The organism is Marinobacter qingdaonensis, from assembly GCF_034555935.1.
Taxonomy (GTDB): domain Bacteria; phylum Pseudomonadota; class Gammaproteobacteria; order Pseudomonadales; family Oleiphilaceae; genus Marinobacter; species Marinobacter qingdaonensis.
In genome coordinates this window covers 25,742-48,405 of the sequence record NZ_JAYDCJ010000001.1, presented here as the reverse complement: position 1 = coordinate 48,405, position 22,664 = coordinate 25,742, and the positions used below count along the sequence as shown (strand labels likewise).

General features: G+C 62.0%; 20 protein-coding genes and 1 tRNA gene. 12 read left to right on the top strand and 9 right to left on the bottom strand.

From position 1 onward, the window contains the following. Positions 1 to 20: 20 nt before the first annotated feature. The 5 genes from U5822_RS00215 (at position 21) to U5822_RS00195 (ending at position 5,663) form a co-directional block, all read left to right on the top strand. Positions 21 to 1,370, top strand: coding sequence for an NAD(P)/FAD-dependent oxidoreductase (locus tag U5822_RS00215; RefSeq protein WP_322853616.1), 1,350 nt, complete (start codon positions 21 to 23; stop codon positions 1,368 to 1,370). 257 nt (positions 1,371 to 1,627) lie between these two features. Beyond that, positions 1,628 to 2,659, top strand: a complete 1,032-nt coding sequence (gene dctP / locus U5822_RS00210) for a TRAP transporter substrate-binding protein DctP (protein WP_322853615.1) — start codon at positions 1,628 to 1,630, stop codon at positions 2,657 to 2,659. Between the two features lie 88 nt (positions 2,660 to 2,747). Then, entirely contained in the window at positions 2,748 to 3,275 is a 528-nt protein-coding gene (locus tag U5822_RS00205) for a TRAP transporter small permease (RefSeq protein ID WP_322853614.1), read from the top strand. Between the two features lie 21 nt (positions 3,276 to 3,296). Further along, on the top strand, positions 3,297 to 4,595 hold the full coding sequence (locus U5822_RS00200; RefSeq protein ID WP_322853613.1) for a TRAP transporter large permease: 1,299 nt from the start codon (positions 3,297 to 3,299) through the stop codon (positions 4,593 to 4,595). A gap of 147 nt (positions 4,596 to 4,742) precedes the next feature. After that, entirely contained in the window at positions 4,743 to 5,663 is a 921-nt protein-coding gene (locus tag U5822_RS00195; RefSeq protein ID WP_322853612.1) for a DMT family transporter, read from the top strand. On the opposite strand, the gene U5822_RS00190 is transcribed toward U5822_RS00195, so the two are convergent. Continuing rightward, positions 5,635 to 6,144 carry a winged helix-turn-helix transcriptional regulator gene (locus U5822_RS00190; RefSeq protein ID WP_322853611.1) on the bottom strand — a complete coding sequence of 170 codons (510 nt, stop codon included), beginning with the start codon at positions 6,142 to 6,144 and terminating at the stop codon, positions 5,635 to 5,637. The two genes, U5822_RS00195 and U5822_RS00190, sit on opposite strands and share 29 nt — an antisense overlap. Before the next feature lie 101 nt (positions 6,145 to 6,245). Here U5822_RS00190 and U5822_RS00185 point away from each other — a divergent pair, with 101 nt between their 5' ends. Continuing rightward, on the top strand, positions 6,246 to 6,992 hold the full coding sequence (locus tag U5822_RS00185) for an SDR family oxidoreductase (protein WP_322853610.1): 747 nt from the start codon (positions 6,246 to 6,248) through the stop codon (positions 6,990 to 6,992). Between the two features lie 12 nt (positions 6,993 to 7,004). Continuing rightward, positions 7,005 to 7,595: a 2-hydroxychromene-2-carboxylate isomerase gene (locus U5822_RS00180; protein WP_322853609.1), complete on the top strand. Its 591-nt coding sequence runs from the start codon at positions 7,005 to 7,007 to the stop codon at positions 7,593 to 7,595. A 51-nt stretch (positions 7,596 to 7,646) separates the two neighbouring features. Here U5822_RS00180 and U5822_RS00175 read toward each other — a convergent pair. Continuing rightward, positions 7,647 to 7,723: transfer RNA gene (locus tag U5822_RS00175), tRNA-Arg, on the bottom strand. 86 nt (positions 7,724 to 7,809) lie between these two features. Between U5822_RS00175 and U5822_RS00170 the strand changes: the two genes are divergently transcribed. Then, positions 7,810 to 8,511, top strand: coding sequence for a TIGR04283 family arsenosugar biosynthesis glycosyltransferase (locus U5822_RS00170; RefSeq protein ID WP_322853608.1), 702 nt, complete (start codon positions 7,810 to 7,812; stop codon positions 8,509 to 8,511). Beyond that, positions 8,504 to 9,142, top strand: coding sequence for a TIGR04282 family arsenosugar biosynthesis glycosyltransferase (locus tag U5822_RS00165; RefSeq protein ID WP_322853607.1), 639 nt, complete (start codon positions 8,504 to 8,506; stop codon positions 9,140 to 9,142). Before U5822_RS00170 ends, U5822_RS00165 begins: the two co-directional genes overlap by 8 nt. Before the next feature lies 1 nt (position 9,143). Here U5822_RS00165 and U5822_RS00160 read toward each other — a convergent pair whose 3' ends face one another. After that, positions 9,144 to 11,996 carry an insulinase family protein gene (locus U5822_RS00160; RefSeq protein ID WP_322853606.1) on the bottom strand — a complete coding sequence of 951 codons (2,853 nt, stop codon included), beginning with the start codon at positions 11,994 to 11,996 and terminating at the stop codon, positions 9,144 to 9,146. 35 nt (positions 11,997 to 12,031) lie between these two features. Then, positions 12,032 to 12,331 carry a hypothetical protein gene (locus tag U5822_RS00155; RefSeq protein ID WP_322853605.1) on the bottom strand — a complete coding sequence of 100 codons (300 nt, stop codon included), beginning with the start codon at positions 12,329 to 12,331 and terminating at the stop codon, positions 12,032 to 12,034. Between the two features lie 386 nt (positions 12,332 to 12,717). On the opposite strand from U5822_RS00155, the gene U5822_RS00150 reads away from it, so the two are divergent. Next, positions 12,718 to 14,703, top strand: a complete 1,986-nt coding sequence (locus U5822_RS00150) for an SDR family oxidoreductase (RefSeq protein ID WP_322853604.1) — start codon at positions 12,718 to 12,720, stop codon at positions 14,701 to 14,703. A gap of 51 nt (positions 14,704 to 14,754) precedes the next feature. Here U5822_RS00150 and rnt read toward each other — a convergent pair whose 3' ends face one another. Together rnt and pyrC are read right to left on the bottom strand one after the other, a co-directional pair. Beyond that, positions 14,755 to 15,408 carry a ribonuclease T gene (rnt, locus tag U5822_RS00145; RefSeq protein ID WP_322853603.1) on the bottom strand — a complete coding sequence of 218 codons (654 nt, stop codon included), beginning with the start codon at positions 15,406 to 15,408 and terminating at the stop codon, positions 14,755 to 14,757. A 41-nt stretch (positions 15,409 to 15,449) separates the two neighbouring features. After that, positions 15,450 to 16,481, bottom strand: a complete 1,032-nt coding sequence (gene pyrC / locus U5822_RS00140; protein ID WP_322853602.1) for a dihydroorotase — start codon at positions 16,479 to 16,481, stop codon at positions 15,450 to 15,452. 162 nt (positions 16,482 to 16,643) lie between these two features. Here pyrC and U5822_RS00135 point away from each other — a divergent pair, with 162 nt between their 5' ends. Continuing rightward, positions 16,644 to 17,555, top strand: a complete 912-nt coding sequence (locus U5822_RS00135) for a flagellar protein MotY (RefSeq protein ID WP_322853601.1) — start codon at positions 16,644 to 16,646, stop codon at positions 17,553 to 17,555. A gap of 9 nt (positions 17,556 to 17,564) precedes the next feature. Here the strand turns inward: U5822_RS00135 and U5822_RS00130 are convergent, their stop codons facing one another. Then, on the bottom strand, positions 17,565 to 18,491 hold the full coding sequence (locus tag U5822_RS00130; RefSeq protein WP_322853600.1) for a histone deacetylase family protein: 927 nt from the start codon (positions 18,489 to 18,491) through the stop codon (positions 17,565 to 17,567). Between the two features lie 151 nt (positions 18,492 to 18,642). On the opposite strand from U5822_RS00130, the gene U5822_RS00125 reads away from it, so the two are divergent. Continuing rightward, positions 18,643 to 21,387: a bifunctional acetate--CoA ligase family protein/GNAT family N-acetyltransferase gene (locus U5822_RS00125; protein WP_322853599.1), complete on the top strand. Its 2,745-nt coding sequence runs from the start codon at positions 18,643 to 18,645 to the stop codon at positions 21,385 to 21,387. A gap of 21 nt (positions 21,388 to 21,408) precedes the next feature. Here U5822_RS00125 and rdgC read toward each other — a convergent pair whose 3' ends face one another. After that, the gene (gene rdgC / locus U5822_RS00120) at positions 21,409 to 22,335 is read right to left on the bottom strand and encodes a recombination-associated protein RdgC (protein WP_322853598.1); all 927 of its coding nucleotides are present in this window, start codon (positions 22,333 to 22,335) and stop codon (positions 21,409 to 21,411) included. Between the two features lie 121 nt (positions 22,336 to 22,456). Beyond that, on the bottom strand, positions 22,457 to 22,657 hold the full coding sequence (locus tag U5822_RS00115) for a DUF2788 domain-containing protein (protein WP_041342919.1): 201 nt from the start codon (positions 22,655 to 22,657) through the stop codon (positions 22,457 to 22,459). Positions 22,658 to 22,664: the final 7 nt, after the last annotated feature.

Sequence of the window (22,664 nt, the reverse complement as noted above, 5' to 3'; positions counted from 1 at the left end):
GCATCGGACAGGGGCGGAAAATGAACAAGAATCGAATTGATGTAAAGCGTCTGCCAAAGGATCCGGGCCCGGCGGCCTGGAACAGAATTCTCCCGGAGGAGCGCCCATACCCGAGCGTGTCCGGCGACATGACGGCAGACTGGGTTGTCGTGGGAGGTGGCTTTGCCGGTATTTCTGCGGCGCGACGGCTGTCTCAGCTAACCGGCAGCGACGAGATTGTTCTGCTGGAGGCCGGACGCCTCGCGGAGGGCCCGGCTGGCAGAAACAGCGGGTTTATGATTGATCTGCCCCACGAGCTCAATTCCCAGTCGTACGCGGGGATGCAGGAGCAGGATCTCCGTCAAATCCGGCTGAACCGCGCTGCCATTGAATTCGCGAAGGAGATGGCGGGCGAGTTCGGAATGGACAAACCCGTATTCAATGCCTGCGGCAAGGTCACGGCGGCCTGTACGCCAAAAGGGATCGCCCATATTGACGCCTACCGCAAGCATCTGGACCAGCTCGGTGAGCGTTATGAGTTGCGTGACAAGGAGGAGATGCGGGCCTGGACCGGGTCCGATCTGTACGACTACGGTTTTTTCACGCCAGGAGCCGTGATGATCCAACCGGCGGCTTATGTGCGCCAGGTGGTTCGTGGCTTGAGCGAGCGAGTCCAGGTGTATGAAAACAGCCCGGTAACAGCGCTGGAAAAAGGCCAGGGTACGACGGTGGTGACGCCACACGGCCGTATCAGGGCCAAGGGCGTCATCCTTGCGGTCAACGGCCATATTCAGTCGTTCGGGTTTTACCCGAGGCAGCTGTTGCATGTGTTTACCTACGCCTCGATGACCAGAGCCCTGACGCCCGAAGAGAGTCAGGGACTAGGCGGTGTGCCCGACTGGGGCATTGTGCCGGCCGACCCCATGGGCACGACCGTGAGGCGGTGCTCCGACTACCGGGGCAGCGGCGATCGAATCGTGGTACGCAACCACGCCACACTCAACCAGTCCATCGAGACCAGTGACCGGGATATGCGTCGCGCGGCGTTGCTTCAGGACCGGTCCTTTGCCAACCGGTTTCCGCAATTGGCCGGAATCGAGATGGAGTACCGATGGGGCGGGCGCCTTTGCCTGTCCTGGAATTCGGCACCCGCCTTTGGCAAGTTGGATGAAGGCCTCTGGTCTGCCTGCTGTCAGAACGGGCTGGGAACCGTGAAAGGAACCTTGTCGGGCATGATGGCGGCCGAGCTGGCGGTGTTGGGGGATTCCCCGTTGCTGCAAGACTTCATGGTGCACCAACAGCCAAGGCGCTTGCCGCCGGAGCCGTTTCTGTCCATCGGCGCCAATTTGACCATGAGGGCCAAGGAGTGGCAGGCGGGCATTGAGCTCTGACGTTTTTCGGGATTGTTCTTGACGATTTGACCGGCATTTGCCGGTCTTTTTTTTGGTTTTTTAGGACCCGCGAGCGCCCGATTTTTGGATAACTTGAGGTTATGAAAAGCTCGGTAAATTAGTGATTGGACCGCATTTTTTGATCGTTTTTATACTGGAACCACGCTGTCAGAGGCCCTCCAGAAACCTTGCAACTGGTTCTGGGTGACGCAGGAGAGTCGCTGACGTTAGGTAAAACAAGAAATACAGGTGGTTCTATGACTAATGTGCTCAATACAACAACAAGGGTCGCACGGAAGATGGCAGTGTGCGTGTCTCTGGCCTTTGCCCTGACTTCAGTGGCGCTCGCCAGCGATGACCGACATACCTTCAATCTTGCGCTGGAATCCGGTGACCGGGATTCGGTACAGGGGCGGTCGATGCAGTTGTGGTCAGACCTGATCGAAGAGAATTCCGACGGCCGGATGAAGCTGAATATCTTTTACCAGGGGGAGCTGGGCGGACAACAGGAAATGTTCGACCAATTGGTGCGAGGGAACATCCAGATGATGATTACCTGGCCCCAGACGTCCTACGATGAACGATTGGCCGTCAACTACATCCCCTACCTGACCCTCGGGTGGGACGACGCCTTGGAGGCCTACGCCAAAGACGGTTGGCTCAAGACGCTGTTGGAGTCGGTGTACGCCGATCTTGGCCTGAAGTATTTCGGCCCCTATCCCGAAGGTTTCGGCGGCATTGCGACCAAGGACAAATACGCCACCTCCCATCAGGGCGCCGAGGGCATCAAGGTCCGCTCAGCCCCGGTGTTTCCCCTTCCGCAAACGGTTCAGGCCATGGGATTCCAGGCCGTCCCCATCGACTGGAATGAAGTCTACACCTCGATCCAGACCGGCGTGGTCGATGGCGACTCCAGCAACGTCATTTACTGGGACTACGAATACTTCCGCGACCAGTTGGACTACTACGTGCACTCCAAGCACAACTTCTCGGGCTACGCCCTCCTGATGAACGGTGACACCTGGGAAGAGCTGGATGCCGAGGACCAGCGCATCATCGCCGATGCCGCCCAGGTGGTGATTGAAAAGCAGTTCAACGATGCCCGGGCCGAGGACGAAAAATGGATTGCGGCGGCACAGGAGGCCGGTATGCGCTACATCGAGCCCAGCCCGGAAGAGATGGCGGCCTGGGTTGAACGGGTCCGAGCGGAAGTATGGCCCCTGGTGGCCGAGAAGCTGGATCCCGACCTGATGAATGCCATCCGCGCCAACGCTTCAGTTCCGCAGTAAAGGTTGTTCCCCACAGCGTTTGCTTACGTTCAATCAAGAGCAGGCCGGCCCGGCTGGTCTGCTCTTGCTCTCACGGCAGGAACTACTCATGACCGGAATCCTCACTTTTATCAGCCGCATCGATAGGGTGCTGGCAATCCTGATTAAGCCCATCGTCGTTGTCATCAGTCTGGCAGTCGCAGTGATGCTGACCTACGGCATCTTTACCCGGGCGGTGCTGGACGCGCCTGTCTTCGGCCTGGAAGAGCTGGTGCTGATGGCCGCGATGTGGCTCTACATGCTGGGGGCTGTGTTGGCCTCCCGTGATCGTTCGCACCTTACCGCAGACTTTATTGAGGTGATCACCGATAACGCCAGGGTCATCAAGGCGGTTCATCTGCTGGCCACCTCCATTTCCCTGTTCATGGCAGTCATGTTCGCTGTGTGGTCTTACGACCTCCTGCAGTGGGGCGTGCAAAAAGGCCAGACCACGCCGGTGTTCCAGCTTCCCTGGTACTTGTCCCAGGGCAGCCTTTTCGTCGCCAGTGTTCTGTTTATTTTCTATCTGATCAGGGACTTCCTCAGTGACCTGACCGGGCTTCACGCGCCGAATCCGGGCGTCGTGAACCAGGAATGAAGATTATCTCCGGAGTTTGATATGGGCGCTCTCCTTGCAATCGTTGCCGTGGTACTGCTGATGATGATCGGCGTGCCAGTGGTGTTTTCCTTCGCGGCGATGACGATGGTTCTGTCGTTGGTGTACGACGTCGACATCTCATCGTTGATGACAACCGGCTTTTGGTCGATAAACTCCATCATCCTGCTGGCGCTGCCACTGTTCGTGATGACGGGTTACCTGATGCAGGCTGGCGGTATGGCGGCTCGTCTGGTGCACTTCGTTGAGGACCTGGTTGGTCGCTCCCGCAGTGGCATGGGGTCCTCGATGATCGTTGCCTGCGGTATTTTTGGCGCGATTTCCGGCACCGCCTCGGCGGCGGTGGCGTCCATCGGGACCATCATGGTCGATCCGATGGAAAAGCACGGTTATCGGCGGGAATACACCAGCGCGTTGCTGGGCATCTCGTCGTTGCTTGGTCTTCTGATTCCACCCAGTATTACCATGATCCTGTATGCGGTCGTGACCCGTCAGTCGGTGGCCGCCTGCTTTCTGGCAACCATTGGCCCGGGTATCCTGCTGATTATTTCGTTGTGCCTGGTCAACTGGCTGAAGATGCGTCTTCAACCGGGGTCCGCGCCTGCTGTCCTCTCGTTCAAGGAACGTATCGAGGCGGTGGGCGACAGCGGCTGGAAAGCGCTGCCGGCGCTGATGCTGCCGGTGATCATCCTGGGGGGAATTTACGGTGGCGTCTTCACCCCGACGGAGGCAGCGGCCATTGCCGTTACCTATGCCATACCGGTCGGCTTGCTGGTGTACCGTGAGCTGGACTTCAAGAAGATCATTCGTTGTCTGGTCCAGGCGGCGGCAACCACCGGCGTGATCATGGTGATTCTGGTGTTTTCCTTCGTGGCCAGCCGGATTTTCACGTTCGAGCGTGTGCCCCAGGAATTGACCACGCTGTTGATGGACCTGTTCAAGGACAAACTGCTCATTTTGCTGGTGGTTAACGTGTTCCTGATCCTGTTGGGCATGATCATGGACGATGTCAGTGTCGTTGCCATCATCAGCCCTCTGTTGCTGCCGGTGATGGAGAGCATCGGGGTTCACCCCGTGCATTTCGCCGCGATTGTGGGTACCAGCGTGGTGATTGGCTGCAACAGTCCCCCGATGGCCCCGATCCTGTTCATGACCTGTCGCATTGGCAATGTGGGCATGTCCCAGGTGATGCGTCCGGCCCTGGGCTTCATGGCTGTTGCTGCCTTGCCGGTAATGTTGGTAACCACCTATTGGCCGGACCTGGCGCTTTACCTGCCAACTGCTTTTGGATACATCGAATAACCGCAACATTGCCGCCAGAGCTTCGGGTAGACTCCCGGCGCTTCTGGCGGTTTTTTAGTGATTTCTGAACGCGACGTTTGCCGCACCCCGTTGAAACGGTTCCACTGCTGCCTGCGTGGCACGGGCCCTGGTTTGTAAAGAGGTTTTATGAGTTCAGCATCTGGATCTGGGAAATACCTGTTGTTTGCCGCGCTGTCTGCGATATTCATGGGCACCATCGGTGCGATTTCCGTATACGCGGGGGTCAGCGCAGAAACCGTAACCTTCTATCGGCTGTTTATTGGCGCCCTTCTGATTGCGGTTTTTCTCCTTGCGACCGGGCAGGGCGCGAAGATCCGTGTTTGGCCCGGTGGTAAGGTGCTGATCACGGGGGCATTTCTTGCAGGCTTCGTGGTGTTTTATGTCATGGCGATGGGGTATACCAGCATGGCCAATGCGGTAATGCTGATGTACCTGGCTCCGGTTACCGCATCCATCGTGGCCCATTTCTTCATGGGCGAGCGACTCACCATGACCAGCGTTGGCCTGATTGGGTTTGCGATGCTCGGGTTCGCCATGATGATGGAGTTCAATTTCAACTTGAGCGGCCGGGCCGAGGAGGCCATCGGTCTGTTCCTGGCACTGTGTGGCATGCTGTCCTACGCGGCCTTTATTTTGACCAACCGATTGATTGACGAAAAAATCCACGTCTACAGCCGCAGCGGCTATCAGATGCTGGCCGGCGCTCTTGTTATGTTGCCGCTGATGCTGCAGCGGGACGACGTCATGAATCTGGAACAATGGGGATGGCTGGTGACGGCCGGTTTACTGCCGGGTTTTCTTGGCATTGTCTTGGCGGTGGTGGCTTTGCGATCGCTGCCCGCGGCAACCTTTGGCACGCTTGCCTACCTTGAGCCAATCACCGTTGTGGCCTTGGCCTGGCTGCTCTTCGATCAGGGCTTGAATGGCTTGCAGATAGCCGGGTGTGTTCTGATTATCGGATCCGGGATTGCGCAGGCCCTGGTGTCTCACCGCCGGTCGCAACGGGATAGGGCCAGCTTCAACGAGGCAGACCTGCGTTTCGAGTAGGTGCTTCTGGATCCTGCTGGTCCCGGTCGGATGACCAGCCGGTGCCAACCTCCACCCGTACATCCCGGGCGCTGACGGACTCACCACAGTGGGAGCAGGTGGTCACCGGTGCCATCTGGTGCCCACAGTCCTTGTGGATGTGCACCAGCGGGGCGCCCCGTTCGTCGGCCATGTAGGTGTTGCCCCAGTGCACCAGGGACATGATCACCGGGTGCAGCGCCAGACCTTTCTCGGTCAGCCGATACTCCTCCCGCAGGGGCTTATCCTGATACGGCACTTTGACCAGCACCTCATTCTGCACCAGTTTTTTCAGTCGGTCGGTCAGCACGTGGCGGGTGATGCCCAGGCGTTTTTCGAAGTGCTCGAACCGCCTTACCCCGAGAAAACAGTCACGCAGGACAATCAGCGTCCAGCGATCACCGATCACCGACAGGGTTCTCGCCACCGAGCAAGGTTCCTGATCCAGTTCTTCCCAACGCATGAATGCCTCCCGAAAAATCAGCCTCCAGTTTAGCTTGACAAGTTCTTAAAAGGAACTGACTATCTTTAAGTTCCAAAAAAGAACTTGCGAGGTAGGGTCCCATGCAGCAGAACGAGAAAACCGTCCGCCAAAAGGTCGCGGTGGTGATTGGCGCCGGTGATTCGACCGGCGGTGCAATTGCCAAGCGCTTCGCCCGGGAGGGCTACACGGTGGTGCCGACGCGGCGTACGCAGGAGTCGCTGACACCCCTGGTCGAGGAGATTGAGCAGAGCGGAGGCAAAGCCCTGGGTCTGGGGTGTGACGCCCGTGACGAGGAATCCATGTCGGCGCTGTTCTCCAGGATCGAGGCCGAGGTGGGTGACATCGAGGTCGTCGTCTTCAACATCGGCGCCAACGTCCGGTTCGCCATTACGGAGACCAGCGCCCGGGTGTACCGGAAGGTCTGGGAGATGGCGGCCTTCGCCGGCTTCCTCGCGGGTCGGGAGGCGGCCCGGGTGATGTTGCCGCGGGCTCGGGGCACCATCATTTTCACCGGCGCCACGGCTTCCCTCCGCGGTGGCTCTGGCTTTGCCGCGTTTTCCGGCGCCAAGTTCGCGCTCCGGGCCCTGGCCCAGAGTATGGCCAGAGAGCTGGGGCCACAGGGGATTCATGTTGCGCACGCCGTCATCGATGGCGCCATTGATACCGCCTTTATCCGGGAGAATTTTCCAGACCGGTACGCACTGAAAGAGCAGGGCGGCATCCTCAATCCCAATCACATTGCCGAGCAGTACTGGCAGCTGCACATGCAGCCCAGGGACAGCTGGACCCACGAGCTGGACCTTCGGCCCTGGCTGGAAACCTTCTGAGTGGAGCGCACCATGACCAAGTCTCTCGATGTGTATTTTGACGTGGGCAGCCCGGCCAGTTACCTGGCCTGGACCCAGCTCCCCGGCCTGGCGGCGCGGAACGGAGCGGAAATCAATTGGAAGCCCATGCTGCTGGGCGGCGTGTTCAAGGCAACCGGCAACAGCTCGCCCGCCGCCATTCCGGCGAAATCCCGATACAGCCGCATGGACATGGCGCGCTTTGCCAGGCGTTACGGGGTGCCTCTGAACTTCAATCCCCATTTTCCAGTGAACACCCTGTACCTGATGCGAGGCGCCATTGCCTATCTGGACACGGCAGAGTTCACCAGCTATCTGACGGCGATATTCGAAGCGATGTGGGTGGACGAGCGGAATCTTGGCGACAGCGCGGTGCTGGCAGAGGTGCTGGGGCGGGCCAATTTCGATCCGCACCAGGTGCTTGCCCGGTGCGAAGACCCGGCGGTGAAGCACCGGTTGAAGGAGATCACCGAGGAGGCGGTCGAGCGGGGTGTCTTCGGCGCACCGACCTTTTTCGTCGGATCGGAGATGTATTTCGGGCAGGACCGCTTGGGCCAGGTGGAACGGCAGTTGCTCGCAGGCTAGACCCGCAGGCTAAGGAGTTTGACCGGTTCGGGTCAGGTTGGATACAAAGGTTGGTACCCCCGGCAGGACTCGAACCTGCTACCTTCCCCTTAGGAGGGGGACGCTCTATCCAGATGAGCTACGGGGGCAATTCCTCGGGAAGGGCGGTATGATAGCGGTCTGAAGCTGACGGCTCAAGGTATGGCCCTGTCCCCCGGTTGTTGCGGAGTACGTTTTGCCCGATCCGATTTCCCTAAGCATCATCGTGCCGGTCTGGCGGGAGGCCGCCGGTATTGAATCGGCCCTGAAGGCCTTGAAGCCCGTGCGCGACGCCGGGCACGAGGTAATCGTGGTGGACGCCGGCAGCGACGATGGCACCGCAACCCTGGCCCGACCCCTGTGCGACCGGGTGGTGCAATCGGGCAAGGGGCGGGCGGTTCAGATGAACGCCGGCGCCGAGCTGGCTCGGGGCAGGTTGCTGCTGTTCTTGCACGCCGACACCCGATTGCCCGAAGACGCGCTTCGTCAGCTGGAAGGCTTCATGGCCAGCGGCTGCGCCTGGGGCCGGTTTGACGTGCGTTTGAGCGGGCGCCGGACCCTGTACCGCGTGATTGCCTGGTTCATGAACTGGCGCTCCCGCCTGACCGGTATCTGCACCGGTGATCAGGCGCTGTTCGTCCGCCGGGATGCCTTCGAGGCCCTGGGTGGCTTTCAGCCCTTGCCCTTGATGGAAGACGTGGAACTGTCACGTCGCCTGGGTCTGGTGTCCCGGCCGTTTTGCGTGCGCTCACCGGTGATCACCGACAGCCGTCGCTGGGAAACGCTGGGTCCCTGGCGCACGATTTTCCTGATGTGGCGGCTGCGCTGGCGCTATTGGCGCGGTGAATCGCCGGAATCCCTGGCCAAAGCCTACCGCTCGGATGTCCGTAATGCCTGAACGCTCCCCCCCCAATGCCGTACTCATGCAATTCGCCAAGTGGCCGGAGGCCGGGCGGGTCAAAACCCGTCTGATGCCGGAGCTGGGGGCCGGTGGTGCACTCCAGGCCCACATCACCCTGACCCTGGCGGTGCTCGACAACCTCTGTGCCACCGGCTATCCGGTGCAGTTCTGGTGGGACCGGGCGCTGGAGCCGGCACCGGAAGACGCCGAGCTGATCCTGCAGAACCTGGAGCAGGCCGAGCTTGAGCAATGCATTCAGCAGGGCGGTACCCTGGGTGACCGGATGTTGGCGGCCCTTACCGCCGCGCTCCAGAACCACGACCGGGCCATGGTGGTCGGCAGTGACTGCCCCTCGGTTGACCCTCAGTATGTGCGCCAGGCCCTGGACCGGCTGGCGAACCATGACGTGGTGCTGGGGCCATCGGATGATGGTGGCTACGTGCTGATTGGCGCTCGTCGGGTGCGGCCCGGCATGCTGGATGGCATCGCCTGGGGCACCGAGCAGGTGCTGGACCAGACGCTGGCCCGTCTGGATCAACTGGGGCTCAGCGTCAGCCTGCTGGAGCCCCGATGGGATGTGGATGAGCCGGCCGACTGGGCGCGCTTCCAGCGCCTGGCCGGCTCCTGAATCAGCTGGCCGGTACCGGCGGCTGGGCCAGTAACAAGCTCAGGGCGCTGTCGGCGTTCTGATCACTCTGACCGGTGACTACCCGCAGCGTGCGCTCCCGGTTCAGAACCGCCTCCCGGAAGGTTTCCAGCAACGCGTCCTTTTTCACCGCCTGTACCGCCTCGGCCAGTCGTTCCCGGGAATCGAAATCGGTGGCGGCGCGGTCGATCTCACGCCAGTAGCGGCCGGAGATGTCGCCAAGCTGGCGATCCCGCTCCAGCAGTTTGCTGATCACCGCCTGCTTTTCCCGGTTCAGGCTGGCCTGGTCCATGCTCGCGAGCCGGGCCTCGAACTGCGCCGAGAATTCCCGAACCGCCTGGTCGATCTGCGCCTGGGTGGCCTTGGGCGACTGCACCACAAAACCCAGTGCTGGCGTTTCCAGAATCTCGAACGGCGTCGCGTACACGATGTAGCCCAGCTGCCGGGTGGTGCGAATATCCTCGTAGAACGGGCTGCTGATGATCTGGGCCAGCAGGCGGAACCGCGCCCGCTCGGCAAACCCGGTGTTCTCGCCCTGCATGTACAGGGTGTAGCCGGTGTCCGGGTGGCGGACGTCGAGGGTGACCTGGGTTTCCTCCGCCGGTAGCTGCCGCACCCGGCTGCGTTCCACCTCGGCCATGGTGCTGTTTTTCAGCACGATGGCGCGGATCTGCTGGGCCAGGTTCAGGGTGTAGGCGCGGGACAGGTTGCCGTGGGCCAGCACCACCGGGTCCACTTCCGAGAGCAGCGCCTCGGAGAACGATTTCAGCTCGTCCAGGGATACTTGGCGCGCGGCCTCAAGCTTATCCTCGGTCGGCCAGGCACCCTCGATCAGCGCGGTCTGGACGAACTCGGAGGTCTGTTCCACCGGTCGGTCCTTGGCCTTGTTCTGCAGGCTGTCCACCAGGTTCTGGCGGGCGATGTCGAAACGCTGCTGGGTCAGGGTCGGGTTGGCCAGCTGCATCAGGATGCGGTTGATCAGGGTGTGCAGCTTGTCGTTATAGCCGCCCACGCGCACGGTGATACCGCGCAGGTGCGGGTACACGCTGTAATCCAGTCCGGCCAGCCGCGCCGAGTAGGCCCAGGCGTTGAGGTTGGTGTTGACCGCGTCGACCAGCAGCTGGGTCAGCACGCTGCTGCGAGCCGACACCCGAGCCGCCGGCGTGCGCAGGCTGATGAATACGTTCGCCTTGGGAGTGTCGAATCGGGTGTCGCGGGCGAACCAGAGATCCAGGCCGCCGGGACTGGCCAGCAGGGCCGGTTGCTCCATGGTCGCGCCGGCCACCATGTCCAGGTCCTCGGGAATGAACGGGTTGGCGTAGGGCAGGCTGAGCTGGGCGGCCAACTCCGGCAACCGCTGCTCGGTGAGTGCGGTCGGGTTCAGCGGCTGTCGCTGCCATTCGGCTTCGTACCAGGGGGTTTGGGCCGGTTGATCCAGCGCCGGGTCCGGCGCCAGGACGAACACCATGACGTTGTCCGGGGTGAGTCGCTCCAGGATGGCCCGGTATTGCTCCGGCGCGTAGCGCTCCAGCAGCCAAGGCGCACTCAGCACGTCCTCCGCCGGGTAGTAGCGCAACTGCCGGGACAGGGACGTGGCTTCGTGCACCGGCTCGCCCTGCTCGCGGAAGCGGAAGTCGATCTGGGCCAGTTGCTGCATTTCCCGGAAACGCTCTTCGCTGATGCCTTCCTCGCGGATGCGGTCGATGTAGTCGAACACCAGAGGGAGGATGTCGTCCTGCTGCGCCAGGCCGGCGGGGGTCAGGGTCATGCTGACTTCCAGGGTGGCGTTGTCGCCGGTGTCCATGCCCAACCCGGCCGACAGACTTTCCACCAGACCGGCGCGCTTGAGCACGTCGAACAGGCTGCCGGGGCCCTCGTGCCCGAGCAGGTTGGCGACGTAGCTGGCCGGTTTGGTGCGGTACTTGTCGTCCTGGGACGGAATCGGGAAGGACAGACTCAGGCTGCGGACGTCCTTGATGGCGTCGGCGGTGACCTTGGCCGGCAGTTGCTCGGGCTGGTACAGCGGCTGCGGAAAGGTTTTTGCTGTCAGGTTGCGGTTCTCGATGGCGCTGAAGCGGCTGCGAACCATCTGCTCCAGATCGTCCAGGGATTGAGGCCCGTAGACCGCCAGGGTCATCAGGTTGGCCGAGTAATGGCTCTTCCAGAATTCGATCAGGTCCGGCCGCAGCGGTTGCTCCTCGGTGTTGGCCAGGGTGCTCAGGTTGCCGACGGCGAACTGGCTGAAGGCATGGTCCGGGTTGCTGGCCGCTTTCTTGACCGAATAGAACCGGCGCCCGTCTTCTTTCTGTTTCGAGCTGAACTCGGAATGCACCGCGTTGCGTTCCCGGTCCACCAGTTCCGGGGTAAACAGCGGCGCGGCGAATTGCTCGGCGAAGCGGTCCAGGGCCGGCTCCAGGAACCTGGCTTCGACATCAAAGAAATAGTTGGTGTCCTGGAACGCCGTAAAGGCATTGTGGCTGCCGCCGTGGCTCTTGATGAACTGCTGGTACTCGCCCGGCTCCGGGTATTTCTCGGTACCCAGGAACAGCATGTGCTCGAGGAAATGTGCCATGCCTTCGCGACCGGCCGGGTCGTCGCCACTGCCCACGGCGACGTTGAGGGAGGCTGCCGCTTTGTCGGCCTGACGATCGGAGACCAGAATCGCCCTCAGACCGTTGTCGAGCTCGATGAATCGGTAGTCGTTGTCGTCGGCCGGGCTCTTGCGCGGCGCCTCCATCGCCTGGGCGAGGACGCTGACCAACAGCAGGGTCAGCAGGGGCAGGGTCCTGACGATGGCGGTGTGGGCATGGCGGTGCATTCGGGTACCAGTGCTCATAGAACCTCGTTCATCCAGTGCGGTTACTCAGGCGGTCAGTGCATCAGGGCGTTGCGGGTGCTCTCCGGCTGCTGGTCGAGCGTCTTGCGTGCCAGGTCGGCGGCTTTGTCGGCGTCCAGCTGCCCGGAAGCAATACGTTCCAATACGGTCGCCATAATGGCAACGGATTGGCGGTAGTCGGCAAATTCTGCCTGGAAGGCGCCATCAATCGCTTCGTACACGGCCTGAATCTTCTGCTCGCGGCTACCGGCGTTATCGGCGGTGTCGTTGATCGCTTTCAGGCAGGCGCGGGCGATGGTGATGTAGCGTTCGGTATTGGGGTTGTCTTTGGCCATGGTTCAGGATCCGGAAGTGCAGGAATGGGGTGTGCCAGGGCCGAGCCCGGCATCTCGCTAAGCCCCCGATTATGGCATTGCTGGCAGCCGGTTTCATTGCTTTGTGCCAATCCGGATTTGAGGCGGGCAGAGTTCGATTCATGTGCTAGTCTCAGAACCGTTGTGTCTATGTAACGGACGGGCTCGCGAGACGGCGTGGCGCCTGATTTTAGAGTAATAGCTCTAACAAAAACAAAGGCTTACAGAGTAATTGCTCTAAAAAAGTTCGATACATCAGGTATGCATTTACGTACAATGCCGTCGTTCCCGATGACTCTACGACTTTAGTCTTAATGGGTCGCGGCAAGGATAGAAAACAACTGAGCAACATGCAGGGTGGAAAATCGATGAACTATTTCCTGACGGGTGGCACCGGATTCATTGGCCGTTTTCTCGTTGAAAAACTGTTGGCACGTGGGGGTACCGTGCACGTGCTGGTACGTGAGCAATCCCAGGGCAAACTGGACGTGCTGCGCGAGCGCTGGGGTGCGGACGAGACTCAGGTCAAGGCGGTGATTGGCGACCTCACCAGTAAGAACCTTGGTATCGACGCCAAGACCATGAAAGACCTGGAAGGAACGATCGATCATTTCTTCCACCTGGCGGCGGTCTACGACATGGGCGCCGACGAAGAGGCCCAGCAGGCCACCAACATCGAAGGCACCCGGGCCGCCGTGAACGCGGCCGAGGCCATGGGCGCCAAGCATTTCCACCACGTCTCCTCCATCGCTGCCGCGGGCATGTTCAAGGGCACCTTCCGCGAGGACATGTTCGAGGAGGCCGAGAAGCTCGACCATCCTTACCTGCTCACCAAGCACGAATCCGAGAAGGTGGTGCGCGAGGAGTGCAAGGTGCCGTTCCGCATCTACCGTCCGGGCATGGTCATCGGTCACTCCAAGACCGGTGAAATGGACAAGGTCGACGGGCCTTACTACTTCTTCAAGATGATCCAGAAGATCCGCCACGCGCTGCCCCAGTGGGTACCGACCATCGGTATCGAAGGTGGCCGCCTGAACATCGTGCCGGTGGACTTCGTGGTCAACGCCATGGATCACATCGCCCACCTCGAGGACGAAGACGGCAAGTGCTTTCACCTGGTGGATTCCGACCCGTACAAGGTTGGCGAGATCCTAAACATCTTCTCCGAGGCCGGTCACGCGCCCAAGATGGGCATGCGCATCGACTCCCGCATGTTCGGCTTTGTTCCGCCGTTCATTCGCCAGAGCCTGAAGAACCTGCCGCCGGTGAAGCGCCTCACCAGCGCCGTGCTCGACGACATGGGCATTCCGCCTTCGGTGATGTCGTTCATCAACTACCCGACCCGTTTCGACGCCCGGGAAACCGAGCGGGCGCTGAAGGGCACCGGCATTGAGGTGCCGCGCCTGACCGATTACTCCGCGGTGATCTGGGACTACTGGGAGCGTAACCTCGACCCGGACCTGTTCAAGGACCGCACCCTGCGCGGGACCGTGGAAGGTCGCGTGTGCGTGGTCACCGGTGCAACCTCCGGTATCGGTCTGGCCACGGCCCAGAAGCTGGCCGACGCGGGCGCGATCCTGGTCATCGGTGCCCGTAAGCCCGAGCGTCTGAAAGAAGTGGCGGAAGAACTGGAAGCGCGCGGTGCCAGCGTACACGCCTACCAGTGTGACTTCTCCGACATGGAAGACGCTGACCGGTTCGTGCAGACCGTGCTCGACAACCACGGCCACGTCGACGTACTGGTGAACAACGCCGGCCGCTCCATCCGTCGGTCCCTGGACCTGTCGTTTGACCGTTTCCACGACTTCGAGCGCACCATGCAGCTGAACTACTTCGGCTCGGTGCGTCTGGTCATGGGCTTCGCGCCGAAGATGCTGGAGCGTCGTCGCGGACACGTGATCAACATCTCGTCCATCGGCGTACTCACCAACGCCCCGCGGTTCTCGGCCTACGTCGCTTCCAAGTCTGCCCTGGACGCCTTCAGCCGCTGTGCCGCCGCCGAGTGGTCTGACCGTAACGTCACCTTCACCACCATCAACATGCCGCTGGTGAAGACCCCGATGATTGCGCCGACCAAGATCTACGATTCGGTGCCGACCCTGACCCCGGACGAGGCGGCCGACATGGTGGCCGAGGCGATCGTGTACCGTCCGAAGCGCATCGCGACCCGCCTGGGTATCTTTGCCCAGGTACTGCACGCGCTGGCGCCGAAGATGGGCGAAATCGTGATGAACACCGGCTACCGGATGTTCCCGGATTCACCGGCCGCGGCAGGCAGCAAGTCTGGCCAGAAGCCGAAGGTGTCCACCGAGCAGGTGGCGTTTGCCGCCATCATGCGGGGCATCTACTGGTAACCCGTACCCCGGTAAATAAAAAACCCCGCCTTGGCGGGGTTTTTTTATGGCTCATTCGGTCTCGTCGATCAGCGGTGGCGGAAAGCCACCCAGGTCTTTCCAGCGATTGACGATGCCGCAGAACAGGTCGGCGGTTTTCTCCGCGTCGTAGGCGGCGGAGTGGGCTTCCTTGTTGCTGAACGGAATGCCCGCCAGTTTGCAGGCCTGGGCCAGCACCGTGTGGCCGTAGGCGAGCCCGGCCAGGGTCGCGGTATCAAACGTCGAGAAGGGGTGGAACGGGTTGCGTTTGATGTCGGCCCGCAGGGCCGCGGCAAACACGAAATTGTGGTCGAAGGTGGCGTTGTGGCCCACCAGTACCGCCCGCTTGCAGTCGAACGCTTTCACCGCCTTGCGGATCGGGCTGAAAATTTCACTCAGCCCCTCGCGCTCGGGGACCGCTTCCCGTTCCGGGTTCCACGGATCGATGCCGGTAAAGTCCAGGGCTGACTGCTCCAGGTTGGCGCCTTCGAACGGGTCGATCTGCTGCACGTGGGTCTCGCCGCGCTGCAGGTAGCCGTCGTCGTCCATGGTCAGCAGCACCGCCGCCACTTCCAGCAGGGCGTCCCGCTCCGGGTTGAACCCGGCCGTTTCCACATCGACCACCACGGGCAGAAAGCCGCGAAAGCGGCGGGACATGGGATGCGGTTCTTTGGTTTCGTCAGTCACTCAAACTCCGGTTTTGGCCGTGTGATGAAAAGTCAGGGTGTTTACGCCAGGCGCCAGTTAACGGTTTCGCCTGCTTTCAGGGGCACGATGTGGCCTCCGGCCAGCGGCAGTTGCTCCGGCATGGTCCAGGGGTCGCGCACCAGGGTGATGGTGTCGGTGTGGCGGGGCAGGCCGTAGAAATCGGCGCCGTTGAAGCTGGCGAAGGCTTCCAGTTTTTCGAGGATGCCCAGCTCTTCGAAGATGTCGGCGTACAGGCCAATGGCGCCGTAGGCGGAGTAGCAGCCGGCACACCCGCAGGCGGCTTCCTTGCGGTCCTTGGCGTGGGGAGCAGAGTCGGTGCCCAGGAAGAAACGCTTGTCGCCGCTGGCCACCGCGTCCCGCAGCGCCTGCTGATGGCGGTTGCGTTTGAGAATCGGCAGGCAGTACAGGTGCGGACGAATGCCGCCGACCAGCATGTGGTTGCGGTTGTACATCAGGTGCTGGGGCGTGAGGGTGGCGGCCAGGTTATCGCCGCTGTGCTGCTGCACGAACTCGGCGGAATCGGCGGTGGTGATGTGTTCGAGCACCACTTTCAGGTTGGGGAAGGCGGCCATGGTCGGCGCCAGCACCCGGTCGAGGAACACCTTTTCCCGGTCGAAGATGTCGATGTCGGCATCGGTCACTTCGCCGTGTACCAGCAGCAGCATGCCGCACTCGGCCATGGCCTCGAGTACCGGATAGATGTTGCGGATGTCCTTGACCCCGGAATCGGAATTGGTGGTGGCGCCGGCCGGGTAGAGCTTGGCCGCGACCACGCCGGCTGCCTTGGCCTCGCGGATGGTTTCCGGGGTGGTGGTCTCGGTCAGGTACAGGGTCATCAACGGCTGGAAGCCGGTATCGCCGGCCTGGGCGAGGATGCGCTCCCGGTAGGCCAGGGCGGCGTCGGTGGTGGTCACCGGCGGCACCAGGTTGGGCATGATGATGGCGCGTCCGAAACAGGCGGCGGTGGCCGGCACCACGTCCTTGAGGATCTCATCGTCGCGTACGTGCAGGTGCCAGTCATCGGGGCGGGTAAGGGTAAGCTGTTCGGTCATCGGAGCGTCCGCAGTCCAGTCGGGGGCCTTGGCCCAAAAAAATTTTGCGAATTATACCAGAAGGGGCGAATGTTTGTTTTTGTATCCCGGGTTAAAGAACCCGGTGGCCGGGCCGTTAACCAAAGAAATCTTTGTACAGTCCGTCTGCGTCGGTAAACCGTTATGGCAACCAGCTCCCGAAAATTCAGGCTAGGCCTCTCTGGCGCTCTGTCGTTGGGCCTGGTGGCGCCCGCCGGCGCCGCCAGCTACGGTGCCGGCATCGAGAACAGCCAGTGGTACCTGGCGGAGTCGGTGTTCGAGTGCACCCTGGTGCACCAGGTACCTGGGTATGGCAAGGCGGTTTTCCGGCATCGGGCCGGCGAGCAGCTAACTTTCTTTCTGGAGTCGGAATCGCCCCTGATGCGACCCGGCCGTGGTGACCTGGTGGTCGAGGCACCCGTGTGGCGCCCGGGTGTGGCGCCCAGGCCGCTGGGCAAGGTGTCCATTTCTGACGGCAATCGGCCTCTGCTGCTGGACTCCCGGCAGTCGATGGCGGTGGTGCAGGGCCTTCTGGCAGGCATGCGGCCGACGGTAACCCGGGAATCCTGGTTCGATGGCCGTCCGGTACGGGTGCAGGTGTCCAACATCAACTTCACGCCGCAGTTCCACAGCTACCAGGCCTGTACCGCCAACCTGCTGCCGGTCAATTACGATCAGGTCCAGCGTTCCCGGATCCCCTTCGCCAGTGGCAGCACCAGCCTGTCGGCCCGGGATCGCGAGGTGCTGGATGACATTGTCGCCTTTGTGCTGGCGGATCCCACCATCGAGCGGGTGTTCGTGGACGGCCACAGCGACCGCCTGGGCAGCCGCATCGATAACCGGGCACTTTCGGAACAGCGGGCCAATGCGGTGGCGGATTACCTGAAGGCGCGGGGCGTGGCGGAGGACCTGATCACCGTGCGCGCCCACGGCGACCAGTACCCGGTGTCTCGGCGGCCGGCCGACAACCGTCGAACCAATATCCGCCTGCAGCGCCAGGGTGAGCGTCCGGAACTCCAGCAGGCCAATGGTTATGGCGGCGAGTCGGCGGGCTGAGCGCCCGGGTCAGTAAACCGAATTCAGTACCTGAACGTGGGCAACCACGCTCTCGGCCAGGGCCTTCAGGTGGTAGCCCCCCTCCAGGGTTGAGATGATCCGGTCGTTGGCGTGGTCACTGGCCAGGTTGACGATCATTTCCGTCAGCCAGCGATAGTCGTCCACCTCCAGGTTCATTTCCGCCATCGGGTCCAACCGGTGGCCATCGAAGCCCGCGGAAATCAGGATCAGTTGGGGCTTGAACTCCTGCAGTCGTTTCAACCAGGCCGCTTCCACCGTCCGGCGGTAGGCAATGCCGCCGCAGCCGGCCGGGATGGGCACGTTCACGATATTGGGCGCCTGCCGGTGCACGTGGGAGTGAGGGTAGAAGGGGTGCTGGAAACTTGAGCACATCAGGATGCGTTCGTCCCCGCCCACGATGTCCACGGTGCCGTTACCCTGGTGCACGTCAAAATCGATGATCGCCACCCGTTCCAGCTGATGGAAATTCAGCGCCCGCATCGCGGCCAGGGCGATGTTGTTGTAGAAACAGAAGCCCATGGATTTGGCGCGCTCGGCGTGATGGCCGGGAGGTCGGGCGCAGACAAAAGCGTTGGTGACCTGGCTGCTCATCACCATGTCCACGGCCTGGACGTTGGCGCCGGCCGAGAGTCGTGCGGCCCGCAAGGTGTCCGGCATCATGGCCGTGTCCGGGTCGGTGAACACCCGGCCGCGGGTCGGCTGCATCAGGTCGAGTTGGTGCAGGTACTTTTCCGGGTGCACGGACAGCAGCTGATCGCGGGTGACTTCCTCGGGCCGGACCCAGTCCAGGTCCTGCTGAAGCGGGGTTTCTGCGATAGCGCTGAGGATGGCACGGATCCGGTCCGGGCATTCCGGGTGCTCCGGGCCCATGTTGTGCTTCATGCAGTCGTCGTGGGTAAAGAATGCCGTCGTCATACCTGTCTGTACGCCCTGGATCTGCTTTTATTTTCAATGATGGTATCAGGGAATAATGCCGTCTGCCGTGTTTCTTTGGTCGTATCGGTTACCATTACCGTGTTACACCTTAGGATCCCCACCCGGAATAAGGGACACAAGGAGAGCCAACTTGAGCACCCGGTACCTGGAAAACCTGTTTAATCCTGCCTCGATCGTGGTGATCGGCGCCTCCGAGCGCTCCAACAGCCTGGGCGGCATGGTGTTGCGCAATCTGATGGGCGGTGGCTATCCGGGCCGGTTGCTGGTGGTGAACCAGAACGACTACGACAACGTGCATGGGGTGCCTTGCGTGCGTAAGGTCGCCAAGATGGATTTCTCGCCGGAGCTGGCGATCATCTGTACCCCGCCGGACACCGTGGCCAAGACCATCAAACGCCTGGGCGAGGCCGGTGTGCGAACCGCCATTGTGATGACCGGCGGCATGTCCCGGACCCACAGCAAGACCGGTCAGCCGCTGATGTACTCGGTGCGCGAGGCTGCCCGGGAAACCGGCATCCGGGTCCTGGGTCCGAACACCATTGGCCTGATGGTGCCGGCCCGCAGCCTGAACGCGACCTACGCGCACATGGGGGCCATCCCCGGCCGGGTGGCGTTCGTGGGCCAGTCCGGCACCGTGGCCAGTTCGGTCATCGACTGGGCCTTTGCCCGGGGTGTGGGCTTTTCTTACTTCCTGACCCTGGGCGATGGCATGGACATCGACCACGACGATCTGATCGATTACCTGGCCCAGGACACCCATACCCGGGCCATCCTGCTGCACATCGAGAACATTCCCAACCCGCGCCGGTTCATGTCGGCGGTGCGGGTGGCGTCCCGCACCAAGCCGGTGATTGCGGTCAAGTCCGGCCGGGTGCCCGAGTCCGAGTGGTTCCCGCACGACCTGCCGGCCGGACTGACCCGCAGCGACCCCATTTACGACGCCATGCTGCAGCGCGCCGGTGTGCTGCGGGTCGATGGCCTGGGCCAGATGTTCGATGCCCTCGAGACCCTGACCCGAATGCGGCCGCTGCGTCGGGAAGGCCTGACCATCATGGCCAACGGCGTTGGCCCGGGGGTGCTGGCGGTGGACCGGTTGGCAGACCAGGGCGGTGAGCTGACCCAGTTGTCGGAGCAAAGCATCGAGGCCCTGGCGGAACTCTTGCCACCGTACTGGACCCGCCGCAATCCGATCGACCTGAACTACGACGCCTCCCCCGAACTCTATGGCCAGGCCATCAAGATTCTGGCCAAGGATCCGGAGGTGGCCAACGTGCTGGTGATGTACGCCCCCAGCCTGACCGAGGACAGCCTGCAGATTGCCGATGCGGTGGTGCAGGCGGCCAAGGGTACCCGGCTCAACGTGTTCACCTGCTGGCTCGGCCAGAGCACGGTGATGGACGCCCGCGACGAATTCTACCGCGCCGGTCTGCCGTCCTTTTTCAGTCCGGAGAAAGCGGTCAACGCGTTCATGCAGCACGTTCGGCACCAGCGGGTCCAGCGCCTGCTGACGGAGACGCCGGAATCCTTCACCGACCACTTTGCCGACCGCAGCCAGACCCGCCGGCTGGTCATGCGGGCGGTCCGGGCCGGGCGAGAGCACCTGTCCAACCGGGAAGCCCGGGACCTGATCCACGACTACGGCATCAGCACCATCGAGACCATGTACTGTGACGACATGGAAGAGGTGCTCGAGGTGTTCGCGGTCGAACGCCGGCCCGTGGACATCACCATCATTCACGAGCAGGCCTGTCATCCGTTCCTGGAACTGAGCCCGACCCAGCGTCGCTACAAGGGCACCATGCAGAAGCTGAACAGCGAGGCGGCCATCATGGAAGGCTGTCGGTTCCTGATGGAGGAGTACCAGTCCCATTTCCCGGACAGCGGTTTCCTGGGCTTCGCGGTACAGCGCTCCTACCAGCACGTCGGCGGTATCGAGTTCAGTGTCGGCATTACCCGTGACCCCATGTTCGGCCCGCTGGTGGTGTGCGGCGCCGCCGGTGCCCAGATCAATGTCATGACCGACCGGCAGATTGCCCTGCCGCCCCTGAACATGGTGCTGGCCCGGGAGCTGCTGCGCCGGACCTACATGTACAAGTTGTTGAAGGAGCACAGCCTGAAACCCGAGGAGGACATTCGGGCGGTGTCCGAGACCCTGGTGACCCTGTCCCAGATCGTGATCGACATTCCCGAGATCAAGGGCCTGGAGATTTCGCCGTTGCTGTTCAACGAGCAGGGCGCGGTGGCGGTCAACATCGCCATCAACCTGGCCGACAAACCGGGCAAGCCGATCATCCAGCCGTACCCGCGGGAGCTGGAGGAGTGGATCGTACTGCCCAGTTCCGGCCGTCGCGTGATCATCCGCCCGGTGCTGGCGGAGGACGAGCCGGCGCACCGGGCCTTTCACGAGCTGCAGTCGCCGGAATCCATCCGCTACCGGTTCTTCCAGTACCGTAAGCACTTCTCCCGGGAAGACGTGGCCCAGATGGTGCAGATCGACTACGACCGGGAGATGGTGTTCATTGCCAACGCGCCACGGGAAGACGGCGAGGGCGAAGAAACCCTAGGCACGGTGCGAACCTGGACCGACGCCGACAACCTGCAGTGCGAATTCGCGGTGATGGTGCACGACAACATGAAAGGCGAGGGGCTGGGCATTGCCCTGATGCAGAAGATGATCGACTACTGTCGGGCCCGGGGCACCGTCGAGATGGTCGGTGATGTGCTGCCGGACAACCGGCCCATGTTGCAGCTGGCCGAACATCTGGGCTTCGAGATCAAGTACAGCGTGGAGGAAGAGGTGATGTCGCTTCGGCTGGTGCTGAACGAGCCGGAGAAGGACTGGCAGCGGGAGCGGCTGGGCAAGGGCTCGCACTGAGGCGAGCCCCACGCGAGCGGATTACTCCTCGACGATGGCGGAGCGGTCTTCGCCGCCCAGGGCCTCGAGCAGGCCGGGAATCAGCCGGGACAGCTCCAGGGTCATCAGGGTGAAGGCGGCGTCGAACTTGGCGACGGCGTCGTCGGCTTCGACGTCGTCCAGCTGTTCCTGCAGGGTCTCACCGAATTTCAGGCGCTTGATGCCCAGCTCCTCATCCAGTACGAACGACACGTTGTCGTCCCAGGTCAGGGCCAGCTTGGTGACCTGCATGCCGGCGTCCAGGTGGTTGCGGATTTCATCGGCTTTCAGGTCCAGGCCCTTGCAGCGCACCACGCCGCCGTCTTCGGACGGGTCCTTGAGTTCGCATTCGCTGCCCAGCACCACCTGACCCGGAATGTCGATGGATTCGTTCAGCCAGCCGGTGAAGGTGAAGGCTGGCGCCTGCTCCACCGCCGGTGGCCGTACCGGCAGCGAGCCCAGGCTCTTGCGCAGGGTGGAGGCCAGATCCTCGGCCTGCTTGGCGGAGCCGGCATCGACCACCAGCACGCCGTCCTTCGGCGCCAGGTAGGCGAAGCTGCGGCGGTTCTTGGAGAACGCCTGGGGTAGCATCTCCAGCATCACCTGTTCCTTGATCTCGTCCTTTTCCTTGCGCCGGACCTTGCGGCCCTGGTCCACCTCGATGGCTTCGGCGCGTTCCTCAACCGCCTCTTTCACCACCGGGCCGGGCAGGATTTTCTCCTCCTTGCGCAGGGCGATCAGGTGGTAACCGCCGGCGCTGTGCACCAGTTGCTCACCGTGTTTGCCCAGCGGCGGGACCCAGCCCTGACGGCTGGTTTCCTGGGGGCCACAGGGTTTGAAGGCATCGGCCTGGAGTTTTTCTTCCAGCTCGTCGGCGGAGATATCAAAGGGTTTGGTAAAACGGAACACACGGGCATTACGAAACCACATCAGGCTGAATCCTTGCTTTTCAGAGTTTGGACGGTCGCAGCGTCCGGAATTCGGGAATGAGAAAGGGAAGGGATGATACGGCCACCGGTCAGTGGCCGTAAAGTGGCGACTGACGCGTCAGTCAGAGGTTCATGATTTCGACCATCACGGTCTTGACCAGGAAGCCCACCACGCCGGCACCGAGGACGATGAACAGGGCGAGGGTGCCGAACTTGCCGGCCTTGGACTTCTTGGCCAGATCCCACACGATGATGCCCATCCAGACAATCAGTCCGGTCAGGAGCACCAGCATGGCGATCTGGGAAAACACTGCTTCGTTCATGGGCCTA

Excerpts from the sequence above, each read along its gene's own strand:
- U5822_RS00215 (WP_322853616.1), top strand. The coding sequence starts at position 21 with ATGAACAAGAATCGAATTGATGTAAAGCGTCTGCCAAAGGATCCGGGC.
- dctP (WP_322853615.1), top strand. The coding sequence starts at position 1,628 with ATGACTAATGTGCTCAATACAACAACAAGGGTCGCACGGAAGATGGCA.
- U5822_RS00205 (WP_322853614.1), top strand. The coding sequence starts at position 2,748 with ATGACCGGAATCCTCACTTTTATCAGCCGCATCGATAGGGTGCTGGCA.
- U5822_RS00200 (WP_322853613.1), top strand. The coding sequence starts at position 3,297 with ATGGGCGCTCTCCTTGCAATCGTTGCCGTGGTACTGCTGATGATGATC.
- U5822_RS00195 (WP_322853612.1), top strand. The coding sequence starts at position 4,743 with ATGAGTTCAGCATCTGGATCTGGGAAATACCTGTTGTTTGCCGCGCTG.
- U5822_RS00190 (WP_322853611.1), bottom strand. The coding sequence starts at position 6,144 with ATGCGTTGGGAAGAACTGGATCAGGAACCTTGCTCGGTGGCGAGAACC.
- U5822_RS00185 (WP_322853610.1), top strand. The coding sequence starts at position 6,246 with ATGCAGCAGAACGAGAAAACCGTCCGCCAAAAGGTCGCGGTGGTGATT.
- U5822_RS00180 (WP_322853609.1), top strand. The coding sequence starts at position 7,005 with ATGACCAAGTCTCTCGATGTGTATTTTGACGTGGGCAGCCCGGCCAGT.
- U5822_RS00165 (WP_322853607.1), top strand. The coding sequence starts at position 8,504 with ATGCCTGAACGCTCCCCCCCCAATGCCGTACTCATGCAATTCGCCAAG.
- U5822_RS00160 (WP_322853606.1), bottom strand. The coding sequence starts at position 11,996 with ATGAGCACTGGTACCCGAATGCACCGCCATGCCCACACCGCCATCGTC.
- U5822_RS00155 (WP_322853605.1), bottom strand. The coding sequence starts at position 12,331 with ATGGCCAAAGACAACCCCAATACCGAACGCTACATCACCATCGCCCGC.
- U5822_RS00150 (WP_322853604.1), top strand. The coding sequence starts at position 12,718 with ATGAACTATTTCCTGACGGGTGGCACCGGATTCATTGGCCGTTTTCTC.
- pyrC (WP_322853602.1), bottom strand. The coding sequence starts at position 16,481 with ATGACCGAACAGCTTACCCTTACCCGCCCCGATGACTGGCACCTGCAC.
- U5822_RS00135 (WP_322853601.1), top strand. The coding sequence starts at position 16,644 with ATGGCAACCAGCTCCCGAAAATTCAGGCTAGGCCTCTCTGGCGCTCTG.
- U5822_RS00130 (WP_322853600.1), bottom strand. The coding sequence starts at position 18,491 with ATGACGACGGCATTCTTTACCCACGACGACTGCATGAAGCACAACATG.
- rdgC (WP_322853598.1), bottom strand. The coding sequence starts at position 22,335 with ATGTGGTTTCGTAATGCCCGTGTGTTCCGTTTTACCAAACCCTTTGAT.
- U5822_RS00115 (WP_041342919.1), bottom strand. The coding sequence starts at position 22,657 with ATGAACGAAGCAGTGTTTTCCCAGATCGCCATGCTGGTGCTCCTGACC.